Origin of the sequence: Nonomuraea sp. NPDC050202, assembly GCF_040656115.1 — a bacterium.
In the GTDB taxonomy this organism is placed as follows: Bacteria; Actinomycetota; Actinomycetes; order Streptosporangiales; family Streptosporangiaceae; genus Nonomuraea.
Map to the genome: position 1 here is coordinate 26,275 of NZ_JBFALF010000037.1, position 17,053 is coordinate 43,327.

29 protein-coding genes are annotated in these 17,053 nt (G+C 69.8%); 1 reads left to right on the top strand and 28 read right to left on the bottom strand.

Annotated features, from left to right (window positions below; all coding sequences use genetic code 11):
- Nucleotides 1-22: 22 nt before the first annotated feature.
- From AB0I79_RS50890 to AB0I79_RS51000, 23 genes are all read right to left on the bottom strand, one after another.
- The gene (locus AB0I79_RS50890; RefSeq protein WP_357890254.1) at nt 23-562 is read right to left on the bottom strand and encodes a hypothetical protein; all 540 of its coding nucleotides are present in this window, start codon (nt 560-562) and stop codon (nt 23-25) included.
- Nucleotides 559-1,008: a hypothetical protein gene (locus tag AB0I79_RS50895; protein ID WP_357890257.1), complete on the bottom strand. Its 450-nt coding sequence runs from the start codon at nt 1,006-1,008 to the stop codon at nt 559-561. Before AB0I79_RS50895 ends, AB0I79_RS50890 begins: the two co-directional genes overlap by 4 nt.
- Before the next feature lie 3 nt (nt 1,009-1,011).
- The gene (locus AB0I79_RS50900) at nt 1,012-1,515 is read right to left on the bottom strand and encodes a hypothetical protein (protein WP_357890259.1); all 504 of its coding nucleotides are present in this window, start codon (nt 1,513-1,515) and stop codon (nt 1,012-1,014) included.
- 2 nt (nt 1,516-1,517) lie between these two features.
- Complete coding sequence (locus tag AB0I79_RS50905; RefSeq protein WP_357890262.1) at nt 1,518-2,144, bottom strand: hypothetical protein; 627 nt, start codon at nt 2,142-2,144, stop codon at nt 1,518-1,520.
- Between the two features lie 66 nt (nt 2,145-2,210).
- On the bottom strand, nt 2,211-2,516 hold the full coding sequence (locus AB0I79_RS50910) for a hypothetical protein (protein WP_357890265.1): 306 nt from the start codon (nt 2,514-2,516) through the stop codon (nt 2,211-2,213).
- The gene (locus AB0I79_RS50915) at nt 2,503-2,850 is read right to left on the bottom strand and encodes a hypothetical protein (protein WP_357890267.1); all 348 of its coding nucleotides are present in this window, start codon (nt 2,848-2,850) and stop codon (nt 2,503-2,505) included. Before AB0I79_RS50915 ends, AB0I79_RS50910 begins: the two co-directional genes overlap by 14 nt.
- The gene (locus AB0I79_RS50920; protein ID WP_357890269.1) at nt 2,847-2,999 is read right to left on the bottom strand and encodes a hypothetical protein; all 153 of its coding nucleotides are present in this window, start codon (nt 2,997-2,999) and stop codon (nt 2,847-2,849) included. Before AB0I79_RS50920 ends, AB0I79_RS50915 begins: the two co-directional genes overlap by 4 nt.
- Before the next feature lie 156 nt (nt 3,000-3,155).
- The gene (locus tag AB0I79_RS50925) at nt 3,156-3,440 is read right to left on the bottom strand and encodes a hypothetical protein (RefSeq protein WP_357890272.1); all 285 of its coding nucleotides are present in this window, start codon (nt 3,438-3,440) and stop codon (nt 3,156-3,158) included.
- 159 nt (nt 3,441-3,599) lie between these two features.
- Nucleotides 3,600-3,908 carry a hypothetical protein gene (locus AB0I79_RS50930; protein WP_357890275.1) on the bottom strand — a complete coding sequence of 103 codons (309 nt, stop codon included), beginning with the start codon at nt 3,906-3,908 and terminating at the stop codon, nt 3,600-3,602.
- Nucleotides 3,909-3,957: 49 nt separating this feature from the next.
- On the bottom strand, nt 3,958-4,599 hold the full coding sequence (locus tag AB0I79_RS50935; protein ID WP_357890278.1) for a hypothetical protein: 642 nt from the start codon (nt 4,597-4,599) through the stop codon (nt 3,958-3,960).
- Between the two features lie 514 nt (nt 4,600-5,113).
- Entirely contained in the window at nt 5,114-5,443 is a 330-nt protein-coding gene (locus tag AB0I79_RS50940; RefSeq protein WP_357890280.1) for a hypothetical protein, read from the bottom strand.
- The gene (locus tag AB0I79_RS50945) at nt 5,440-6,696 is read right to left on the bottom strand and encodes a hypothetical protein (RefSeq protein WP_357890282.1); all 1,257 of its coding nucleotides are present in this window, start codon (nt 6,694-6,696) and stop codon (nt 5,440-5,442) included. Before AB0I79_RS50945 ends, AB0I79_RS50940 begins: the two co-directional genes overlap by 4 nt.
- A gap of 277 nt (nt 6,697-6,973) precedes the next feature.
- Complete coding sequence (locus AB0I79_RS50950) at nt 6,974-7,201, bottom strand: hypothetical protein (RefSeq protein ID WP_357890285.1); 228 nt, start codon at nt 7,199-7,201, stop codon at nt 6,974-6,976.
- Nucleotides 7,202-7,514: 313 nt separating this feature from the next.
- Nucleotides 7,515-7,862, bottom strand: coding sequence for a hypothetical protein (locus AB0I79_RS50955; protein WP_357890288.1), 348 nt, complete (start codon nt 7,860-7,862; stop codon nt 7,515-7,517).
- Nucleotides 7,859-8,200, bottom strand: coding sequence for a hypothetical protein (locus AB0I79_RS50960; protein WP_357890290.1), 342 nt, complete (start codon nt 8,198-8,200; stop codon nt 7,859-7,861). The genes AB0I79_RS50955 and AB0I79_RS50960 overlap by 4 nt, the downstream gene beginning before the upstream one ends.
- Nucleotides 8,197-8,538 carry a hypothetical protein gene (locus AB0I79_RS50965; RefSeq protein WP_357890293.1) on the bottom strand — a complete coding sequence of 114 codons (342 nt, stop codon included), beginning with the start codon at nt 8,536-8,538 and terminating at the stop codon, nt 8,197-8,199. Before AB0I79_RS50965 ends, AB0I79_RS50960 begins: the two co-directional genes overlap by 4 nt.
- Nucleotides 8,535-8,801: a hypothetical protein gene (locus AB0I79_RS50970; protein WP_357890296.1), complete on the bottom strand. Its 267-nt coding sequence runs from the start codon at nt 8,799-8,801 to the stop codon at nt 8,535-8,537. The genes AB0I79_RS50965 and AB0I79_RS50970 overlap by 4 nt, the downstream gene beginning before the upstream one ends.
- A complete protein-coding gene (locus AB0I79_RS50975) occupies nt 8,801-9,187 on the bottom strand; it encodes a hypothetical protein (protein ID WP_357890299.1) in 387 nt (128 codons plus the stop codon). Before AB0I79_RS50975 ends, AB0I79_RS50970 begins: the two co-directional genes overlap by 1 nt.
- Nucleotides 9,187-9,465 carry a hypothetical protein gene (locus tag AB0I79_RS50980; protein ID WP_357890302.1) on the bottom strand — a complete coding sequence of 93 codons (279 nt, stop codon included), beginning with the start codon at nt 9,463-9,465 and terminating at the stop codon, nt 9,187-9,189. Before AB0I79_RS50980 ends, AB0I79_RS50975 begins: the two co-directional genes overlap by 1 nt.
- Entirely contained in the window at nt 9,465-10,322 is an 858-nt protein-coding gene (locus tag AB0I79_RS50985) for a hypothetical protein (RefSeq protein ID WP_357890305.1), read from the bottom strand. The genes AB0I79_RS50980 and AB0I79_RS50985 overlap by 1 nt, the downstream gene beginning before the upstream one ends.
- Nucleotides 10,319-10,480 (bottom strand): hypothetical protein, encoded by a 162-nt coding sequence (locus AB0I79_RS50990; protein ID WP_357890308.1) that lies wholly within the window; start codon nt 10,478-10,480, stop codon nt 10,319-10,321. The genes AB0I79_RS50985 and AB0I79_RS50990 overlap by 4 nt, the downstream gene beginning before the upstream one ends.
- Nucleotides 10,477-10,761, bottom strand: a complete 285-nt coding sequence (locus AB0I79_RS50995) for a hypothetical protein (protein WP_357890311.1) — start codon at nt 10,759-10,761, stop codon at nt 10,477-10,479. Before AB0I79_RS50995 ends, AB0I79_RS50990 begins: the two co-directional genes overlap by 4 nt.
- Entirely contained in the window at nt 10,758-11,306 is a 549-nt protein-coding gene (locus tag AB0I79_RS51000) for an NUDIX hydrolase (RefSeq protein WP_357890314.1), read from the bottom strand. The genes AB0I79_RS50995 and AB0I79_RS51000 overlap by 4 nt, the downstream gene beginning before the upstream one ends.
- 371 nt (nt 11,307-11,677) lie before the next feature.
- On the opposite strand from AB0I79_RS51000, the gene AB0I79_RS51005 reads away from it, so the two are divergent.
- Nucleotides 11,678-12,274: a hypothetical protein gene (locus tag AB0I79_RS51005; protein WP_357890317.1), complete on the top strand. Its 597-nt coding sequence runs from the start codon at nt 11,678-11,680 to the stop codon at nt 12,272-12,274.
- An 11-nt stretch (nt 12,275-12,285) separates the two neighbouring features.
- Here AB0I79_RS51005 and AB0I79_RS51010 read toward each other — a convergent pair whose 3' ends face one another.
- From AB0I79_RS51010 to AB0I79_RS51030, 5 genes are read right to left on the bottom strand one after another with little or no spacing between them, the layout of a single operon-like run.
- On the bottom strand, nt 12,286-14,337 hold the full coding sequence (locus tag AB0I79_RS51010; RefSeq protein WP_357890320.1) for a hypothetical protein: 2,052 nt from the start codon (nt 14,335-14,337) through the stop codon (nt 12,286-12,288).
- Nucleotides 14,338-14,381: 44 nt separating this feature from the next.
- Nucleotides 14,382-15,644, bottom strand: coding sequence for a hypothetical protein (locus AB0I79_RS51015; protein WP_357890323.1), 1,263 nt, complete (start codon nt 15,642-15,644; stop codon nt 14,382-14,384).
- Complete coding sequence (locus AB0I79_RS51020) at nt 15,641-16,156, bottom strand: hypothetical protein (protein WP_357890326.1); 516 nt, start codon at nt 16,154-16,156, stop codon at nt 15,641-15,643. Before AB0I79_RS51020 ends, AB0I79_RS51015 begins: the two co-directional genes overlap by 4 nt.
- 11 nt (nt 16,157-16,167) lie before the next feature.
- Nucleotides 16,168-16,818 carry a hypothetical protein gene (locus AB0I79_RS51025; RefSeq protein ID WP_357890329.1) on the bottom strand — a complete coding sequence of 217 codons (651 nt, stop codon included), beginning with the start codon at nt 16,816-16,818 and terminating at the stop codon, nt 16,168-16,170.
- Nucleotides 16,763-17,050 carry a hypothetical protein gene (locus tag AB0I79_RS51030; RefSeq protein ID WP_357890331.1) on the bottom strand — a complete coding sequence of 96 codons (288 nt, stop codon included), beginning with the start codon at nt 17,048-17,050 and terminating at the stop codon, nt 16,763-16,765. The genes AB0I79_RS51025 and AB0I79_RS51030 overlap by 56 nt, the downstream gene beginning before the upstream one ends.
- Nucleotides 17,051-17,053 lie beyond the last annotated feature (3 nt).

Below are 17,053 nucleotides of genomic sequence, written 5' to 3' on the forward strand. Positions count from 1 at the left end.
GCGGGCGAGCCTGTGAAGGGGGTTAGTCGGGGAGGCGGTCGAGCCACGCCTTCAGGTCGTCGAGCGTGTTGTCCGGCGCGAACAGCGGGTGCGGGACGTCCAGCGGGTTCCCGAACTTGCCGTAGACGGTCTGCCGCTCCAGCCCGAGCAGTCGCACCGCGACGTCCTGGACGCGCACGACCCGGTGGCCGGACACGGTGATCACCTCGTGTTCGGGGTCGCTCTCCTCGGCGAGCACGTAGCCCGTGTTGTAGCTGGCCGTGTCCCAGGTCGTGGGCTCGCCGGCGAGCAGGGCGCCGCCGTCGTCTCCGACCGTGACCAGCCATTTCCGACCGGCGAGGTCGGCGGTGTACCCGGCGGCGCACAGGGTGGTGCCGCACCTGTCGGCCAGGCGAATCAGTTGCTGCCAGCTTCTCTGGCCCCAGCACGTGAACGTGTTCGGCGCGGGTTCCTCGGTGTCCTCGATGTCCCAGAGGGTGCCGTCGTGCTCGATGCGGGCGACGACGGCGGCGAGCAGGTTCTTGGGGCTCCGCAGTGCGGTCGCGGGGATGGGAGTGGTCATGTGGTCCTCTCTCCGTGAGTGTTGGCGGTACCGCCAACAAGGTCAGGTCGCCACGCGTCGGCGGCGGTTTCCAGGGCGGCGTACAGGTCCTCGTCGGCCGCCTCGGGGAACGAGTCGGCCCACGCGGCGACACGCAGGTACGCCATGCGAGGGTCGTCACGCCCGGCCTCGACCTCAGGGCGTGACGGGGGCAGGCGGTAGTGGGTGACCAGCCACGACAGCGTGTCCTGGACGACCGGGACCTCACCTTGCGGCACCCCGGCGACGAACGCATCTCCGGCGAGCGCGCCGATCGCGCCGACCGGGCAGAAGCCGTAGCCAGCGGTGAGGCGGCCGATGACGAAGTCGCCACGCACCCGCCACGTGCGCCGCATCAGATCGACCGCGTCGCGGATCAGGTCGGCCGGGGTGGGCGCCGGCCCGGGGTCGGTGAGCAGGTCCGTCATCGGCTACAGGTCCTCGTCCCGGATCGGAGTCGGCAGCCCGAGCCGGTCGTACTGCGGGCCGAGGATGTACGGCACGTCCAGCTCGACGGCCAGGGCGACCGCCGCCTCCCCGGACTCGGCCCACCTGCGGACGCGCCACACTCCGGCCCGCTTCTCGACCAGCGCGTACTCGCCGTACTCGTAGCCGTCGAGGTCGCCGCCGGTGAAGATGGGGCTCATCGGCCGATACCGCAGGGTCCCGTCCGGGAGGGTGACGTGGTGGACGCCATGCGGCAGGCAGTACCGGCACTGGTACGCCCCGGTGTCCATCGCCTGCCGGTAGGTGCATTGCCGCTCGGCGGCGGCCCCGGTGTCCTTCAGGAGGGGGCAGATGGGCACGTGCAGCAGGACCCGGCCCTGCTCGTCCCGTGTGGTGACGTAGGTGTGGAAGCCGTCCGGGTCCTGGTAGATGGGGTGGTTTAGCAGCCGGACACCGAACTTGACGGGCTTGCGTTCGGCCTGGGTCATGGTCAGCCTTCCGTGATGCCCGCAGCGGCGGGGGTGGGGATCTCGTGTAGGGCCCGGACGACGGTCAGCCGCCGGTCTCCGTACTCGGCGTGGTACTCGCACAGCGGCTTCCGCTCCAGCGGAGCGCTGGCGTCGCGGGTGTACTCGCGGACCAGGCACATGCGGGTGCCGAGGTCCTCGCACTGCCAGCCCGCGCACTCACCCGCCGCGGCCGGGGCCGGCGCGAGGTGCACGGCGCTGGCCGGGCGGGGGTCGCCGTCCACGCCGTCGTCGTACACGACCGCGAGCCGGAACCGCCACGGGCCGGCCGCCGGGGCCCGGTCCTCCAGCCGGTAGCCGACGACGGTCCCGGCCCGGCCGCCCACGGTGACGCGCTCACCGATCGTGTGCAGGGCCATCTCCTCGCGGCTGCACTTCATCCACCGATCGACGTCGGCCACGGGGATGGTGTCGTACTCGGCGCGGCCGGGTGGCAGCAGCGCGGCGCTGACCGGGACGTCACCGCCGTAGAGGACGAGGATCGACCACGCGTCTCGGGTGAGCGTGGCCGCAGGCGGGGTGCCGCCGCTGGTGAGAGTCCACCCGGTCAGCAGCGCTTTCGTGGTGAGCAGATCCTGGTGCTTGGTCATGGCTTCCTCTTCGTGGTGGTGGTGGAGGCGGGGGTGACGGTGGCGCGTCAGCCCCGCCGGGTGCGGTTACGTGGTCAGGGTGAGGCTGGAGCGGCGGACGCACAGCAGCACCTCGCCGCTCGCGCGCTCCAGCTCGTAGCGGGGCCACAGGTGGCCGAACTGGCGGTCGAACAGGTCACCAGCGCGGGCGCGGTCACGTGGGGTCAGGGACCAGTACCACTGCTCCCACAGCTCGTCGAACGCCTTGACGCAGCGTTCGCAGTGCTCCCACTGGCCGCACGGCCCAACGACGGTCCAGATGCCGTACTGCTCGGGCAGCGACCCGTAGTAGACGACGCGCGTCCCCGGTTCGAGCGGCTCAAGCGTGCTCATCGGCCACCGCCGCTGCGCGCCCCAGCATGGCCGCGAGCTCCGTCTCCCCGTACCCGTCGAGCAGGTAGGCCAGCTGGGCCGCGAGGCCGTTGTTGTTGATGCCACTGGCTTCCTTGTCGGCCTCGTCGTGTAGCCGCTCGTAGGCGTCGTCCCAGGTGGGGTCGTCCCAGTCGCCACCGTTGACACGGTCGGCGGCCACCTCGTTCGTGGCGTCGTAGACCAGCAGGTCCAGGGCCAGCTCATCCAGGCCCAGCTCTTGCGCTCGTTCCAGCAGCCGAGCCACGGCGTCGGCGCTCGCGTCGGCGCCCGGGTCGAGCGGCTCCAGCCCGGTCACCGGCTGCCCGCCTGGTCCTCGTCGAGGATGCGGCTCAGGTCCTCGTGGGTGTGGCGCAGCATGTACGTGTGGTCGGCGGTGGGGTCGTCGAGAACGGTTCCGATGACGGCGACCAGGTTCACGAGCTCGTCGCGGGTCCACTCAGGCATCAGGACTCCCGTCACAGGCCGGGGTCGGCGTCGGAGATGTGCAGGTCGCCGTCGAACCACGCGGCGGGGTCCTGCATGAGCACGCAGTCGGGGTCGCACTGGACGCCCGCGGGGCGTCGCACTTGGGGCACGGCTCGCCGAGGTCGAAGAGGGCGGTCACAGCGCCTCCTGCGCGGCGACCCAGTCCTCGTCGGAGTTGAACACGCGGGCGCAGCCGGCGGTGCCCTCGGTGCAGCGGGACTGGCCCGGCAGGAGGCCGGTCTGCTCGGGGTAGAACGGCGGGTCGCGGTACTCGACGCCGGAGCTGTGCGTGCAGATCCCCCGGGCGCGGAGGGCGGCGAGGCGGTTGCCCTCGCGCTCCATCGCGGCCTGCTCCAGGTCGGCGTCATGGCGCATGCTCTCGATGGCTTCCATGTCGGTGCCGAAGTCGTCGTGGTACATGTGAGTCTCCCGTCGCATCGTGATCGGATTCGGGGTTGCGGTGCGGCCCTCGCGGTGCGTTATCGTGGGAGCACTGGTCACGTACTCCCTCTGGTGGTGGGGGTTCATAGCTGGTGGATGAGCCGGACCTAGGTGGCGCTGGGTCCGGCTCAACGCGTTTCAGGCGCCGTCGCCGGGCTCGTCCTGCGGGCCGGCGGCCAATTCGAGTCCCGCCAGCACCCATTGCGTGCTGCCGGTCCGCTCCGCTTCTTCGATGAGCCGCGCCGCCGAACTCGCGTCGTGACCCTCGGTGTCGAGGACCTCGATGATGGCGGCGCGGAGGTCCCTGGTGACGTACTGGCTGATGGCGGGGTTGGCGTTGGCGCGGGCCAGTTTGTGCGCGGCCCACAGCATGTTCAGCAGGTTGATGTTGGTGGGTTCGAACGCGCCGTACAGCGTGCCCACGGTGTCGGTGGTGTGGTCGTCCACTCTGGCGTCCCTCTCGATCTGTTGTTGGCGATTCCGCCAACAACGTGCACTATCCGGCGTATTGGTCGTACTGGCGGGCGTGCTCGGCGACGTGGTCGAGCATCCCGGCCACGACCTCACCGCCCAACGTGGCGTAGTCGATCGGCTCGATCTGCGGGTCGAGGCCGTGGTTCAGGTGGAGCCAGCCGTGCGCCCAGTCCCGGACGGTGTTGGCGTAGCTCGGCAGCAGGTGGAAGTAATCGGCGCCCGTGACGGTCTCCATGGCGGCGGCGATGGCCACCGCCGTGGCGTCCAGGACGTGCTCGGGGCGGGCGCCGACGGCCCGGGCGTCGGCGAGGACCTGGGAGGGGGTGACGGCCTCGATCTGGTCGGCGGGGATCGCGGTGGCCGGGACGGCTGGGGGGAAGGTCTCGTTGTAGCAGGCGGCGGCGGCCACGGCCGCCATGTTGATTTCGCCGGTGTCGGGGTCGAAGGTGTGCTGGCGGAACTCGGCGGCGATCTCGGGGTGGAGGTCGTCGAAGGTGCCGTATCCGGCGGCGACCTGGGCGGCGGTGATGCCCCAGATGGCGGCGTCGCGCTGGTGTTCCTCGCTGACGTCGAGTTCTGCGGCGGCGTCGAGCAGGTCGCGGGGGGTGAGGGTGCCTATGCGGTCGGCGGGGATGGCGGTGGGGGGAGGGGTGGGCAGGTGCATGGCGTCTCCTGTGGGGTGTTGTGCCTGGTCACTGCCGTTTTGATCTTGTGTTGTACCTACTTCTAGGATACCGCGTACGGCAGCTAAGTCTAGGTTTACGATCTTCCTGCTCACAGCCTGATGATCTTGTCTGTGTGCGATTCTGAGCCAAGATCACTGTTGGCGGTTCCGGCAACATCGGACCAGGCGCGTTCGCCTGCCAGTGGCCACCATGATGAGCATTCCGCGCATGCTGGCCGATCACTGCTCGCCGCCGCGACAAAGCGGCGGACACCACACGGAACGACCCCCATGTCCCGCGACAAGATCGAATCTACGGTGTAAAGGCGGGCAACCTGCACAAACACCCCCGACCCGGCCACCGCACGGCCCCGGCAGCACCGCACAAGGCTCGGCCCCTTGGCATCGAGAGCCGGGATCCTTCCCGCATGTCCGGTATCACTGGTAAGGGGAGCGCCACCACACCCGGGCAGCGCGGACAGTTGGGCAGCACCCGGGCCTTTACGATGTAGATTCACGAGGGTCCTCCGCCCCCACGCTCCCGCCGAGCGCGAGCCCTCGCCCGCGCCAACGCCAGCTCGCGCGCCAGCGCCTCACGCGCGGCCTCGATCTCCTCCGCGCCAGGGCCGGCCACCGGATCGGGCTCCGTCGCCCATCGCACCCGGTTCAGCTCCTCCCCGGCCTCCAGGTCCGCGCGCTTCCCCCGCCAGTCACCGTCTGGTCGCCACTCCCGGCGACGACGCGCTGCCTCCCGCTCCCGCTCCTTCATCGCCCGCGCCGCCTGCGGCGACGACTCGGCCAGCCACGTCCTGGCCAAATCCGCCCAACCCCTCGCATCCGTCACGACACCCTCCCCAACGACCGCCGGGCCCGCCAGGCCTCCACCAGCGCCGCCTCCTCCGCCGCCTTCTCCCGGCGGCGCCGCTCCATCTCCGCCCGCACCGCCCGATACTCAGCGCCCGGGTCCGCCGCCGGCGAGCCCGACGCCACGCACTCGAGGTCCTCCGCCGCGACGTCACTCGGGCTCCCGGCCGGGGCGAGCAGCCACCCAACGGCGGCCGCCATCTGAGCCCACTCCCGCCTGCGCCTCTCCTGGCCAGCTCTCCGTGTCGCGTCCGCCGCCGCACGCCGCTGCGACCGCGACGCCACCGGCCGCCCCTCCTCATCCAGCCACGCCGACAGCCGATGCCGCACCCAGCCCGGCACATGCCGGATCTCCGCCGAACTGCGCCACGTGTACGTCCACCGAGAGTCATCCGCCCGCACATCCAGCGCATGCAGCACGTCCGCCGCCGTCCATCCCTCGTCGAGGAAGGGCGCGAGCCACCAGCGGAGATACCAGGCCGTGACGCGCCGCAGGAGAGGCAGCTCTGCACGGAGCCGTTCACACAGGGCGATCTTGTCGCGTTTCGTCCTGGCCGTGGCGTGCAGGTGCCAGGCAGGCGAAATGCGGGAATGATCACGCGAGTGGCGGCGTGGTGCCTGCTTCGTGCGCGTGGGATCAACTCTGTCTCTCTCAGGGAGAGAGACAGAGGGGGGTCCACTTATCTGCTGGTGCTGCTCAGCGATCTGGCGTCGATCATGATCACGGCTGGTGCGGCGTGGCACGGCCAGCACCCACAGCGCCGCCCGGTTCCCCAGGCCGTCATCCAGCAGGCCCGCGCACGTTCCCTTCCGGTACCGGACGGTGCTCCCCTGCTCGACCACGCCGAGCCAGCCCCGGTGCCGCAGCCAGCGCACCCACCGCTTCACGGTGCCCTTGGCTAGGCCCGTGACGTCCACGATCCGGGCGATCGTCGGCCGCGAGCACATCGTGGACCAGTCCGCGCCCCACACGATCAAATTCGCGACGCGCATCAGGTTCGAGTAGCCGTCACAGCGCAGGCCCAGGACCTCCGGGTCCTCCTTGAGGGTGCGCAGCCACTCCTGCTGCGAGCCGGCCCGGCGCATCCCGCGCGGCACCGCGGCGGCGATGAGCGCTCTCGACGGGCCGGCGACGAGGTCGGGCAGGTCCGACACGCCGGTGAGCACCGTCCAGCGCACGCCGTCCCGGCGCCGCCTGGTGGGCGTTTTGGTGGCGCGTGTCCGACACGCCACGGTTCCTGTTGCGGGGCATGCTGGCATGGCCCCGGGTTGGGATGCCATAATGGCGATTGCCTTTCGATTCAGAAGGCACGACAAAGCCCGCGGGCGGCCATCCAGGCCGACGCGGTCAAACCGGCCGGACGATCCTCCTTGTCGCTCAGCTCACAGGGCCTGCGAAACCATGTGGGAGCCGAACGACGTAGTGGATCGCTCGTCAGGAAACGCCCCGCTCTGCGGGGCTTTCTTGTTGCTAGGGGTTCTCCTTCACGCTGAGGCGCCCGCCGTACGGCTAGGCGGCCATCGTGGTGTCGCGGTCGAGGGGCAGTTCCTCCTGGGCGCTGCGCTCCATCGCTGAGGGCTTGAGGGCTTCGGCGAGGATGCGCTCCACCGTCTTGGCGAACGAGCCGCCGTTCTGGGCGTGCCGCTCCTTCAGCAGCCGCAGCAGCTCCGGGTCGGTGATCGACTGCGGGTACCGGTACACGACCGCTTTGGGGGGGCCAGGCTTCCGTCCACTCATGGTCGCTAATCATGGCGCAACCGTGATTCATGAATCCAGGTTTGCGCGGGCGTGTCGCGCAACGACTTTCCGTGACTTCGATCATGAAGGGCCTTTCCGCGCGACCTGAGAGGGGTTGGCGGCCGGGTGACCGCGCCCCTCACACCACCTCCGAGACGATCAAGCCTCGTGAGCGGCGCGGGAGACGCGATCAACGCGCGTCGCCTGACACCATATGGTCGCCTGCTTGGATCTGTCCACTAGGCCACGACGAGCCCTGTGACCTGCACTTTCGAGTGATCATTTCGCTTGGTGGGAAGATCGGATCATCCCGTCATGGAGTCAAGGCGACGGTGTATGACACCCCCACGTCGTGCTCGCCGTCATAGCCAGGAGTGGGCGCGACGATGACACCCGTCCCGTCAGCACCGACGACCTGAAGCGCGAGGGGATCGCCGTAAACCGCCTGGCCATCGTCTGAGGCGAGGTAGTCCAAGACGTCCACAGCGCTGGAGTACTCCTCGCAGGGCAGGCCGTCCACGTACACCGAGCGCTCGTCCTCGGCCTCCCTGCGCTCTTTGGCCAGGTAAGCCCACGCCTCCCGCGCGGTGTCGAAGGTGGGCAGCGTTTCCTCCGTCGTCATCTCACCGGGGACACTGATCACGGCAGTGAACCTGCTCAATGGCCATCACCTCCGCTGTCGGGCTCCGCGAGAAACGCCGGGTCGCGCTTCCAGTCGATGGACGGGTCGGTGTGCTCCTCGCCCAGCCCGTGCCACCAGTTCGCCCCGCCGTGATCGTCCTGGACAGCCAGGGCGTGCTCGGTGCAGTGCCCGAAGTCCGCCTCGGGGTCGGATGGGTCACCGCAGTGCTTGGGTGGTCCCCAGTTGCCGTACTCGACCTGGTACGAGCAGAGGTTCTGCCGGAACAGCCCCACCTCCTCGGCCAGCCATCGGCACGGGTGCGTCTCCGGCGTGATCCGGGCGCCCGCCGGCCGCCCGTCCGTGTACGTGTACGTCACGGCTGGTCCTCCTGGAGCATGCGGATTACCTCGTCCACGGGCACCAGGTCCTCGGCCGGACATGGTGCGGTCGGCGCATCCCGGATCGCCTGCTGCACTCCGGGCTGGCCGCGCAGCCACATCGTGACCGTCACGCTCTCGGCGCTGCGGGTCAGGTGCTCGACCTCGCCCGTTCGGCGGTACTGGAGCATGGCGGCGAACATGTTCTCGAACAGGGCGCGCCGCTCAGCCGTGCTGAGCTGGTCGTAGACGGCCAGGGCCATGGGGAGCCGGGTGGCGGCGCCCGGCAGAGTGATCGTGGTGCTGTCCTCGCTCCTGGTCGTGTGTATGTTCGTCACGGTTTGGCCGCCTTCCGGCAGTTGGGGTAGGGGCTGTTGACCTCTGCGCAGGCGTCCCGCTCCTCCGGGGAGAGCCACACGGTCCAGATCCGGCCGTGGGCATCCTCGACGTTCACGATGGGCCGCTGGTACGGGTCGGTCGCGGTGACATCGTCGCCACCCTGCGAGCCGATGACGACGCCCGTCAGCTCCTGCGTGGCGGGTTGGCAGCTCGCGGTTGTGAGGTAGCCCGCGGTGGCCAGGGCGATCAGCAGGTGCCGCATCACCCGAACTCACCTGGCCAGTACGTGATCGGCCACGCGCTCGGCGTCTTCGGGTCTACAAACAGCCGGGCGCTGAACTCACAGAAGCCGACCGGGCGCAGGTCGAACGTGGCATAGCCCTGGCGGATCGTGGCTCGCACCCGCGCGGCGCCGCCAGCGAGGATGGCCAGCGGGTCGTCCACCACGGCGTCGGGCGCGAAGTGGATGTGCCGCATGTACTCGGCGACGGCCCGCGTCATCCGGTCAGGGCTGACGTGCCCGAGCACGTAGAGGTGATCGTGATCCTCGGAGTCGTAGAGATCGAGGCCCGCAGCGGGAAACCCTCTCGGCGGCCGGGGTTGGCGACGGTTCCCGGCCGACAACGCGCCACGGATGATCGCCAGCATCACAACCACCCCTCACGGGCGAAGCCGCAGTCCACCGGAGGCTCCCACAGCTTCACGCTGGTGACCCAGCTCAGCCGGATCACGCGGGGGCCAACGTCTCCAGTCGGGGTGAGCTGCGCGTACACCGACATGACGACCTGGTCCGGCGGGGCGGCTAGGTCGTTCGGGTTGAGCAGCATCTCGTACTGGCCCTCGCCGACGCGGGCGTACAGCACATGCGTGGTGGTGCCGTCGTCTCCGGAGTATGCGATCTCGACGGTGCGGAACAGCTCGTTCATCAGTGCGCCCTCCCGGCAGCCATGCGGTGCCGGTCGGTGTGTACGCGGGCCTCGCGGACCTCCGCGCACGAGCTGAACTCCGTGATCTCGTTCGGGTTGAGGTCCTTCGTCTGGCACCAGGCCGCGTGCAAGCCCTCCTTGCTCCCGGTGACGGGGTTGCCGATGAACGCCTGGACGGCGGCCACCATCTCGTCGCCGCGGGCGTTGGCCTCCTCTCCCCGGCAGCGGCCGGGCCTCGTGTGCTGCCGGGCCTTCCGGCAGACGGTGCGGCGATCGTCCGGAGCGGCCGACATGTGCCGGTCGCCGGAGTCGCCTTCGTAGTGGCAGCGGGTGCAGTGGAACGTCACCACCGGCACCGGCTCGTCACCGATGGCGGTCACGCCGGGAGACAGCAGCGCGGGCCTGCCCAGCAGCTCGTACACGACGACGCTGCCGTTGCCGTCGTCGAACGGGTACTCGGCGACGATCCCCTGGCCGTCCGGGTTCCACGTGGTGTGCGGGATCAGCGCGTTCCACGCATCGCCGTTCGGCCACCGGTTGGCGTAGCCGCCGTTCTCGGCGAGCTCGACCCACGGGATGGCGACGGGGTCCGCGATGAACCGGGCGATGACCTCCGCCGGTCCGAGCCACAGCAGCGAGTGCTCCTGACTCTCGACTCCGGCGACGCCGAACGTGTCGGCCGGCCGGTACTCCTCGATGAACCCCTCGGTGAGTCCGTCCCACTGAGGGCTGGTGCGTTCGATGACGGCGGCCCAGCTCATCCGGTAGCTGTCGGCGCCGGTGACGTAGGTGGGATTGTCCTCCTTGACGTGGTGGATGTTGCCGGGCAGGTCGATGGGCGGAAGGTGCAGCATCATGCAGGTCTCCTGCGGTCGGATGTCGTGCGGCTGGTGACCGCCGCCACGACGAAGGTGACGACGGTGAGGGTGGCGAGCGCGCCCGCGACGCCGTAGAGCACGTCGCCGACCAGCGGCGAACGCTGAGCCTGGGCGCGGTGGGCGACCTCGCCGCTCATCGGGCGGCCTCTACGACCTCGTACACGAAGATCGTCGCCCTGTAGCCCACGCCCGACGCATCGTGCGCCACGTACGTCGGGTCGAGCCACAACTGCACGTCGTCGCCCAAGAAGTCCTTCGCCTCGCTAAGAGCCTTCTGCTCCATGCTCTTGGGGTCCTGCCCGAACACGTCGGCGGCGTAGCCGCGGCCGGTGTCCGGCCGGTTTTCGCTCGGGTTCGTCATCCGATCGTCCTTTCGTGGTGAGTGGGTGGCCGCGATGGCGGCGGGAAGGTCGCTCATGCGCGACTTCCCTGCGGGAGGGGCTGCGCGATGAGTTCCGCGAACAGCGCCAGGTGCTCCGGCGCCGCGTCCACCAGGCCCGCGGCGGCGAGCGTCGGCAGCCACACCGGCTCAATCCCCGGTCGGGCGCGGAACTCCTCGTTGGTGAGCCACCCGCAGGCGTAGTTGATCGTGCGGTGCGTCAGCGACTGGAGCTCCACGCGGTCGGCCCACCGGGCGTTGCGCGTCTCCCGAGCGCTCGGGGTCAGCTCGCCGGCGACCTCCACGCGGTAGAAGGCCCAGTAGTGGCCGACGCCGGCCGGGCCGGGCAGGCGGCGGCACTGGTTGGGCCGCCACTCCTCGGAGATGAGGTCGAGCGCGGTCACGGTCAGGCCGACCTCCTCGGCCACCTCCGCGATAACGGCGTCGTCGGCGGTCCCGTGGTCGTCGATGTGCCCGGCGGGCCCGGCGACGCCGGGCGGGTCGGTGTTGCGGTCGAACACGAGCAGCCGCCTGCGGTCGTCGAGGATGATGGCGCCGACGCTGGTGTTGTCGCAGGTCTTCATAGGTGTGTTCGATCTCCTTGATGGTCGGGAGGGGTGGCGCGACAACGGCTGCGCCGCGCCAGCCCCGGCCAGCGCGGGCTACTCCTGGTCGTCGGTGACGATGACCGTGGTCTCGTCCTGGTCGTGGGTGATGATGACGGTGGCGCCGTCACCGATGGCGACGCCCGACAGCGAGACGGTTCGCCGTCCGCGCAGTAGATCCCGGTGTTGATCACCATTCGTTCCCCTTCGTCGTGGCCCCGGACGGGACCGGTATCCCTCGCGGCCGGACGGCCGGGGGAAGCCTGAAAGACGTTGGCGATTTCGCCAACATGAAGACAGCACGCCCTCCTGTGCTGTACGGGAAGCCCGGCGGCGCTTACCCTGCGGACATGCAGGGTTCCCACGCGCAGTCGTACGCCCAGCTCATCGCTGACCGGGTCGCGGAGATCCCGCTTCCGCCCGAAGCGGCGTGGTTTCGTGATCCTGAGGTGCTCATCGCAGGCGACGGCATCGAGGCGACGATCGCCCCACCTGCCGCTGACCGGCCGCGGCCGGTGCTCACGGTGGGCGAGCGCCTGGCCGTCGAGGCACCGCGTGACGTGGTGAAGGGCATCGTCGCCGTGCACGTGGCCCGCGCCCACCTCGGCACGCCAGAGCCGGCCGGGCTTTGGGCGCCGCTCCTGCTGGGCTTCAGCACGATCGTCGCGGTGTTCGGGCTGCTGACCGGCCTGGCACCGTTCCTGTTCGTGGGCGGCATCGGCCTGATCTGCAGCGTGCTGGGGTGGCGTTCCCGGATCGAATCCGCGCACGCCCTGCGCGAGAGGGTGCACGAGGCGGACGAACTGGCCGCAGCGTGGGTGGGGCGGCAGAGCGTGGCGGACGCCCTGCAGTGGCTGGCCGGCCGCCCCGGCGACGGCCACCACCACGGCGGCGGGCGGCTCGATCCCCCGGCCCTCAACGATCGGCTGGCGCGTCTCGGCGCGTGACCGCACGCCGGTCATGACGCCTTCCTCACGCGCAGGTACCGGGTGCCATGCTCGTCAACCGGAGTGATCTCCGCCTTGCCCTCCAGGGAGCGGACGGCGAGCAGCACGGCCATCGGCTGCATCTGCGTGGCCAACTCCAGGTCGGTGAGGGTCAGCCCCTGCTCGGCCCCGTCGAGCAGGGGCAGGATCGCGGACTCAGTGACCGCCAGCTCGGCCGGGGAGAGCTTCACGAAGTCGATCAACTGGCCGATGTCGGTGGGGTCGTCGAGCAGGCCAGCCGAGTCGTCGCCGAGCGTGGGCGTGCCCTCAGGCAGTTGGCTCGCCTCGTCCAGGTCGTCGCCCGGACCAGGAGTAACACTGCTGTCCGACGAGGGCGTGTCGGTTTCGCCTGGAGCGGCGGGCAGCCACTTGATCGGCGCGGGCGGTTCGCCCCCGAGAACCGCGTACACGTCCTCCACGTCCCGGATGCGCATCAGCACCGGTCGCATCGTGGCGCCCTTCACGTAACCGCATCCCTTCGTGTGGCCGCCGCCCGGCCACTGCATGGGGATCAGATGCGGGTGCACGTCCATGAACTGGTTGATCGTCTGGGTGGCGGTCATCTGCCGTCCGACCCGCAGCACGATCAAGTTGCCGGACAGCAGCAGTCCGAGCATGTCGCCACCGCCGAACGTGTCCACGTCGCCGTTCTGGTCGAGGACCCACACGGTGATGCCGCAGGCAGAGCCCTCGGCGAGGATGTCGTACACCATCTCCATCACGTCGGGATCGCGGATCTTGTGGTACTCGTCGAGGGCGAGGATCAGCATGTCGAGGCCGTACGCGCCTGGACGATCGTAGGACTGGACGCCGCGTCGCTTGCGGCCCTTGGCGTCGGTCCACTCCATCGTCGCCAGCATCCGGTTGCGGCGCTGCATCTCGGTGTGGACCTTCGTGACCCGCTGCTTGATCTGCGCTTCGCCGAGCGCGGGCTCAGACAGGTGCGGTAGTAGCTCGGGCGCGGACTGGCCGTTCTTCGGGTCGCAGTAGATCAGCTTGATCGGCTTGCCCTTGAATTCGGCGGCTGCGGCTCGCATCAGCGTGGACTTGCCAGTGCGCAACGCGCCGATGATCGTGACCGGGAGCGGGCCGGACCCCTCCTCCCACATGCGCAGTGCGGCGTCGCCGTTGGCGTCGGCGAACGGGCCGATCTTCCAGATGCCGGTTTCCATGTCGAGGCCGGGGCCGGTCCACCACTGCACGTCCTCGACAGCGAGTCGGTCCAGGAAGGTGACCGTGGCGGCGTTCAGCACCTGGTCGTCGGGCTCCTCGATCTGGACGCCGTCGATGGTGCGGCCGAAGTCGCCGCACACCTGGGGGCGGGCGGCGATGGCCTCACTGGTGATCTGCCCCTTGAGCGTCAGTCGGTAGCGGATGCCCTTGGCCCCGCCGTAGGAGAACGGGGTCCGGTCCGTGAGTCGGGAACCAGGTAGCGCGCCCTGCTTGCGGCTGCTCTCGTTCGCAGTCGTGGTGTTCCACCGCTCCACGATCGGGTCGGGCTGTTCCCGCTGCTCGGCCTGGTGCTCGGCGGCGACCAACGCCGTCCGGCGCGGCCTGGTCGGCAGACTGATACGGGTCCTGTAGCGGTAGATGCGCGGAAGGACAGCAGCTCCGGCACCGGCGAACATGAGGGTCTGCATCCAGCCGGTTGTGCCCAGCTCAGCGGCGAGGGTGAGCCACACGCCGGCGCCCACCCACCACAGGCGGGACGCGAGCTTGGTCCGCAGCTTCGGCCACAGCGTCCGCACGAGCGCGGTCACCCCGTACGCGCCCGCCGCGGCGGCGGCGACGTACAGGCCGGGCACGTCGAGGGCGTGCAGGACGGCGCCTCCGGTCCAGATGGCGGGGACGGTGGCGTGTGCGGGCCAGGTGTGGCGGAACCGGTGGCCGCGACTCTTGAGCTCGTTCCAGTTCCAGGAGGTGGCGTTGGCCAGCCCGGACTGGCTCTCCTGCTGCGGCGGCGCAGGGGGGCTGGTCGGCGGCACCTGTCCGGCCTGCGGCGGTGCGGTGGGCGTGGCGGCCACGGGTGGTTCTCCTTCGGGTTCGTTCGGCGGTGAGGGGATGGCGATTAGTGCTCGTAGAACGTCATGTCGGCAGGCTCGACGGTCATCCTGCGACGTGCGCGAGCCATGTCGCCGTGGTCGTGTTCCAGAGCACGGATCGCGTCCCTGAGCGAGACGGGAACCCCGCCCGAGGCGCGCACGAGCGCCTCGGTGTGGGTGACGACCTGGAATGCGGCCGTGGCCTCGCGATGGCAGTGCAAGACCGTGTTCGTGCAGGCGCGGATCACGTTGGGGCCGAGACGGTCGCTCTGCACGGCCTGGAGCTGGTTGATGGCGATGGCGAGCTTCACCCGGGAACGCTGGGCTTGCATGAGGGCCATGCGGTGTATGCGCTGGGCGTTGCCGAGGTCGTGGAGGTCTGCCTTGCGGAAGCTGGCCAGCCAGGTGTGCAGGATTCGGTATCCGCCCGTCCTGAGCGCATTCACGAGTCCGGTGACGGTGGGAACGCGGGCCATGGTGCGGCGGCCGACTGGCACGAGTTCCATGTCCACTCCTTGCAGTTCGATGGGTGCTATGACCTCGACAGGTTCGATGACCTCGACGGCGGCGGTGCTGGCAGTAGCTTCGGGCGGCGGTTCAGCGGGCTGAGCGGGGATGTGTTCGACATGAACGTCGAACCCACCAGAGTTGTCGATCACGTCTAGAGCGGGCAGATCCAGGTCGGGAAGAGGCTGGTGCTGCGGTTCGGGGAACTGACGAGGGTCGGGGATCGTGTCGAGCCAGTCGGGGTCTGCCTGACCCAAGGCCGGCGGCTGGACCGTGCCGGGTGCAGGCCCGAGCGGCGGCGGCGTGGACGTGCCGCCACCGCCAAGCCAGTCCCTCACGCGGTCGAGCAGCCCGCGCTCGATCGCTACGGCCTCGGCCGCCGGAGGGTTCTCCGGCGGCGAGGTGGCGTCCAGGGCGGGCCGGTTAACCTGCACCTGGACGTCGAAGTCGCTCAGGTCGGGGAGGTCGTCCAGGTCGGTTGGCGGCGTCCACTCCGGCCCGTCGTTCTGAGGTGCGGGTTTGGGCGCGGGCGGTTCGATCGCCGGCTTGTCCCGGCCCCCTGTGATTACCTGCTTGATCCAGGTGAGCGCAACGTTCGTGGTCTGGTTGGATTCGGGACGATTGACGGTGACGATGACTGCGGTGCCGTCCTCTTCGACCTGCGGTGTTTCCTGCGGCTCGGGTTCGGGCCGTTCGCGGTCGCGGCCCACCACGCTGAAGAAGTAGATCGCGACCGGCACGAAGAGGACGATGGTGACGATGGTGGCGAGGACGGTGTTCATCGGCCGCCCTGAGCGACGTTGAAGACCTCGCTCTGGGTGTGCTTGACCTGGGTGACCATCGTGTCGTGCACGCCAGCGCCGAGGAACGCGCCCAGCGCGATCATGACGATCTGCGGTCCGAAGATGCACGCCAGCAGGGTCCGCCGGTCGGGCACACCGTCCTTGAGGTCAAGGATCACCCCGGCCACGAGCATGCCGGACGTGACCGTGAGCACGATCGCCGCGAGGACGAAGCTGACCGACAGCCACGACCCCATGCTGGCCGCCCAGCCGCCGACGATCGTCAGCATGCCGAGCAGGCTGGACGCGAGCAGCACGAACGCGGCCCACATGCCGAGCTTGCCGCGCGCGGCACCCCGGCCTCCACCACCGGGGGCACCGCCAGGAGCGCCTTGCGCCGCTCCACCTGCGGGGCCGCCGTTGAGCGGCTTGTTCTTGTCCTTGCGGCGGAAGCGGCCCATGACGAGCCCGATGCCGAGCAGGAACGCGGATGCGAAGTCCCACCAGTACATGAGACGTCCTTTCACCTGGAGAAGATCGACAGAAAGCCTGTGAAAAAGGGCTGCAACAGCGACCACACGGGCGGCCACCAGAAGGGGCCGGTCGCCGGGAGCACGTAGCCCAGCGTCAGCGGCATGCGAGTGATCTTGAGGTTTGACCACGCCACCGCCGACCAGACACCCACCCACACCCGGCCAACGCCGTGCATGGCGTCCAGCGGAGGGAGCTGCGACCGCCACAGGCCGGGCAGCCCCTCCTTGGCGAACCGTCGCAGGCGGCGCCGGTAGTCACCCGCGCCCAACCACGCGACCGCTGTGAACGTGAAGCACCAGGGGACGGCCACCCACTTGCCGTGGAGGCGGCAGATCGCCCTGAGCAGGTCCGACTCGAACGGCACATAGCTACCGTCCGCGTGGTAGGCGCTCACGACCGCCGTGGACGGCAGCCGCTGGGCCCCGAGCGCGGACATGCGCGTCTCCAGCAGGTCCAGCCACGTGCGCCGCGGCCGGGCCGGCGACGGCGCGGGCTCGGTGGTGGGCTCGGGCTGCTCGGCGTGCGGCGTCGCGGCGGGGCGCTCCTCGGCCGGAGCGGTGGCAGCCTCGCCAGGGGCCTCAGGGTCAGCGTCGCCGGAGGTGGGCGCGCTGGCGAATGGTGATCTGATTCTTCCGCTCACTGTCTGCCTCCTTCCGGGTGTCGTAGGCGATGGCTTCGATGTCTTCGGCGAGCTGGCGGCATGCTTCGTCTTCGCGGGCTGGATTGACCGTCGCGAGGTCGGTCAGCTCGGCGCGCAGAAAATCCAGGGCCGCGCTCAGCCGTTCGCGGCCGGTCGTGGCCTCGGCCTTGCGCTCGGCGTAGACCTGGTCGCGGACTTCGGCCCGGATCTCTGCGCGGGTCGGTCGCGCCATTCC

Bases quoted from the DNA above. Each gene is read 5' to 3' on its own strand.
- AB0I79_RS50980 (WP_357890302.1), bottom strand. From the start codon at position 9,465: ATGAACGAGCTGTTCCGCACCGTCGAGATCGCATACTCCGGAGACGAC.
- AB0I79_RS50970 (WP_357890296.1), bottom strand. From the start codon at position 8,801: ATGCGGCACCTGCTGATCGCCCTGGCCACCGCGGGCTACCTCACAACC.
- AB0I79_RS50900 (WP_357890259.1), bottom strand. From the start codon at position 1,515: ATGACCCAGGCCGAACGCAAGCCCGTCAAGTTCGGTGTCCGGCTGCTA.
- AB0I79_RS50995 (WP_357890311.1), bottom strand. From the start codon at position 10,761: ATGAGCGACCTTCCCGCCGCCATCGCGGCCACCCACTCACCACGAAAG.
- AB0I79_RS50905 (WP_357890262.1), bottom strand. From the start codon at position 2,144: ATGACCAAGCACCAGGATCTGCTCACCACGAAAGCGCTGCTGACCGGG.
- AB0I79_RS50925 (WP_357890272.1), bottom strand. From the start codon at position 3,440: ATGTACCACGACGACTTCGGCACCGACATGGAAGCCATCGAGAGCATG.
- AB0I79_RS51020 (WP_357890326.1), bottom strand. From the start codon at position 16,156: ATGTACTGGTGGGACTTCGCATCCGCGTTCCTGCTCGGCATCGGGCTC.
- AB0I79_RS50920 (WP_357890269.1), bottom strand. From the start codon at position 2,999: ATGCCTGAGTGGACCCGCGACGAGCTCGTGAACCTGGTCGCCGTCATC.
- AB0I79_RS50935 (WP_357890278.1), bottom strand. From the start codon at position 4,599: ATGCACCTGCCCACCCCTCCCCCCACCGCCATCCCCGCCGACCGCATA.
- AB0I79_RS50895 (WP_357890257.1), bottom strand. From the start codon at position 1,008: ATGACGGACCTGCTCACCGACCCCGGGCCGGCGCCCACCCCGGCCGAC.
- AB0I79_RS50950 (WP_357890285.1), bottom strand. From the start codon at position 7,201: ATGAGTGGACGGAAGCCTGGCCCCCCCAAAGCGGTCGTGTACCGGTAC.
- AB0I79_RS51015 (WP_357890323.1), bottom strand. From the start codon at position 15,644: ATGAACACCGTCCTCGCCACCATCGTCACCATCGTCCTCTTCGTGCCG.
- AB0I79_RS50890 (WP_357890254.1), bottom strand. From the start codon at position 562: ATGACCACTCCCATCCCCGCGACCGCACTGCGGAGCCCCAAGAACCTG.
- AB0I79_RS50990 (WP_357890308.1), bottom strand. From the start codon at position 10,480: ATGAGCGGCGAGGTCGCCCACCGCGCCCAGGCTCAGCGTTCGCCGCTG.
- AB0I79_RS50910 (WP_357890265.1), bottom strand. From the start codon at position 2,516: ATGAGCACGCTTGAGCCGCTCGAACCGGGGACGCGCGTCGTCTACTAC.
- AB0I79_RS51030 (WP_357890331.1), bottom strand. From the start codon at position 17,050: ATGGCGCGACCGACCCGCGCAGAGATCCGGGCCGAAGTCCGCGACCAG.
- AB0I79_RS51005 (WP_357890317.1), top strand. From the start codon at position 11,678: ATGCAGGGTTCCCACGCGCAGTCGTACGCCCAGCTCATCGCTGACCGG.
- AB0I79_RS51000 (WP_357890314.1), bottom strand. From the start codon at position 11,306: ATGAAGACCTGCGACAACACCAGCGTCGGCGCCATCATCCTCGACGAC.
- AB0I79_RS50985 (WP_357890305.1), bottom strand. From the start codon at position 10,322: ATGATGCTGCACCTTCCGCCCATCGACCTGCCCGGCAACATCCACCAC.
- AB0I79_RS50975 (WP_357890299.1), bottom strand. From the start codon at position 9,187: ATGCTGGCGATCATCCGTGGCGCGTTGTCGGCCGGGAACCGTCGCCAA.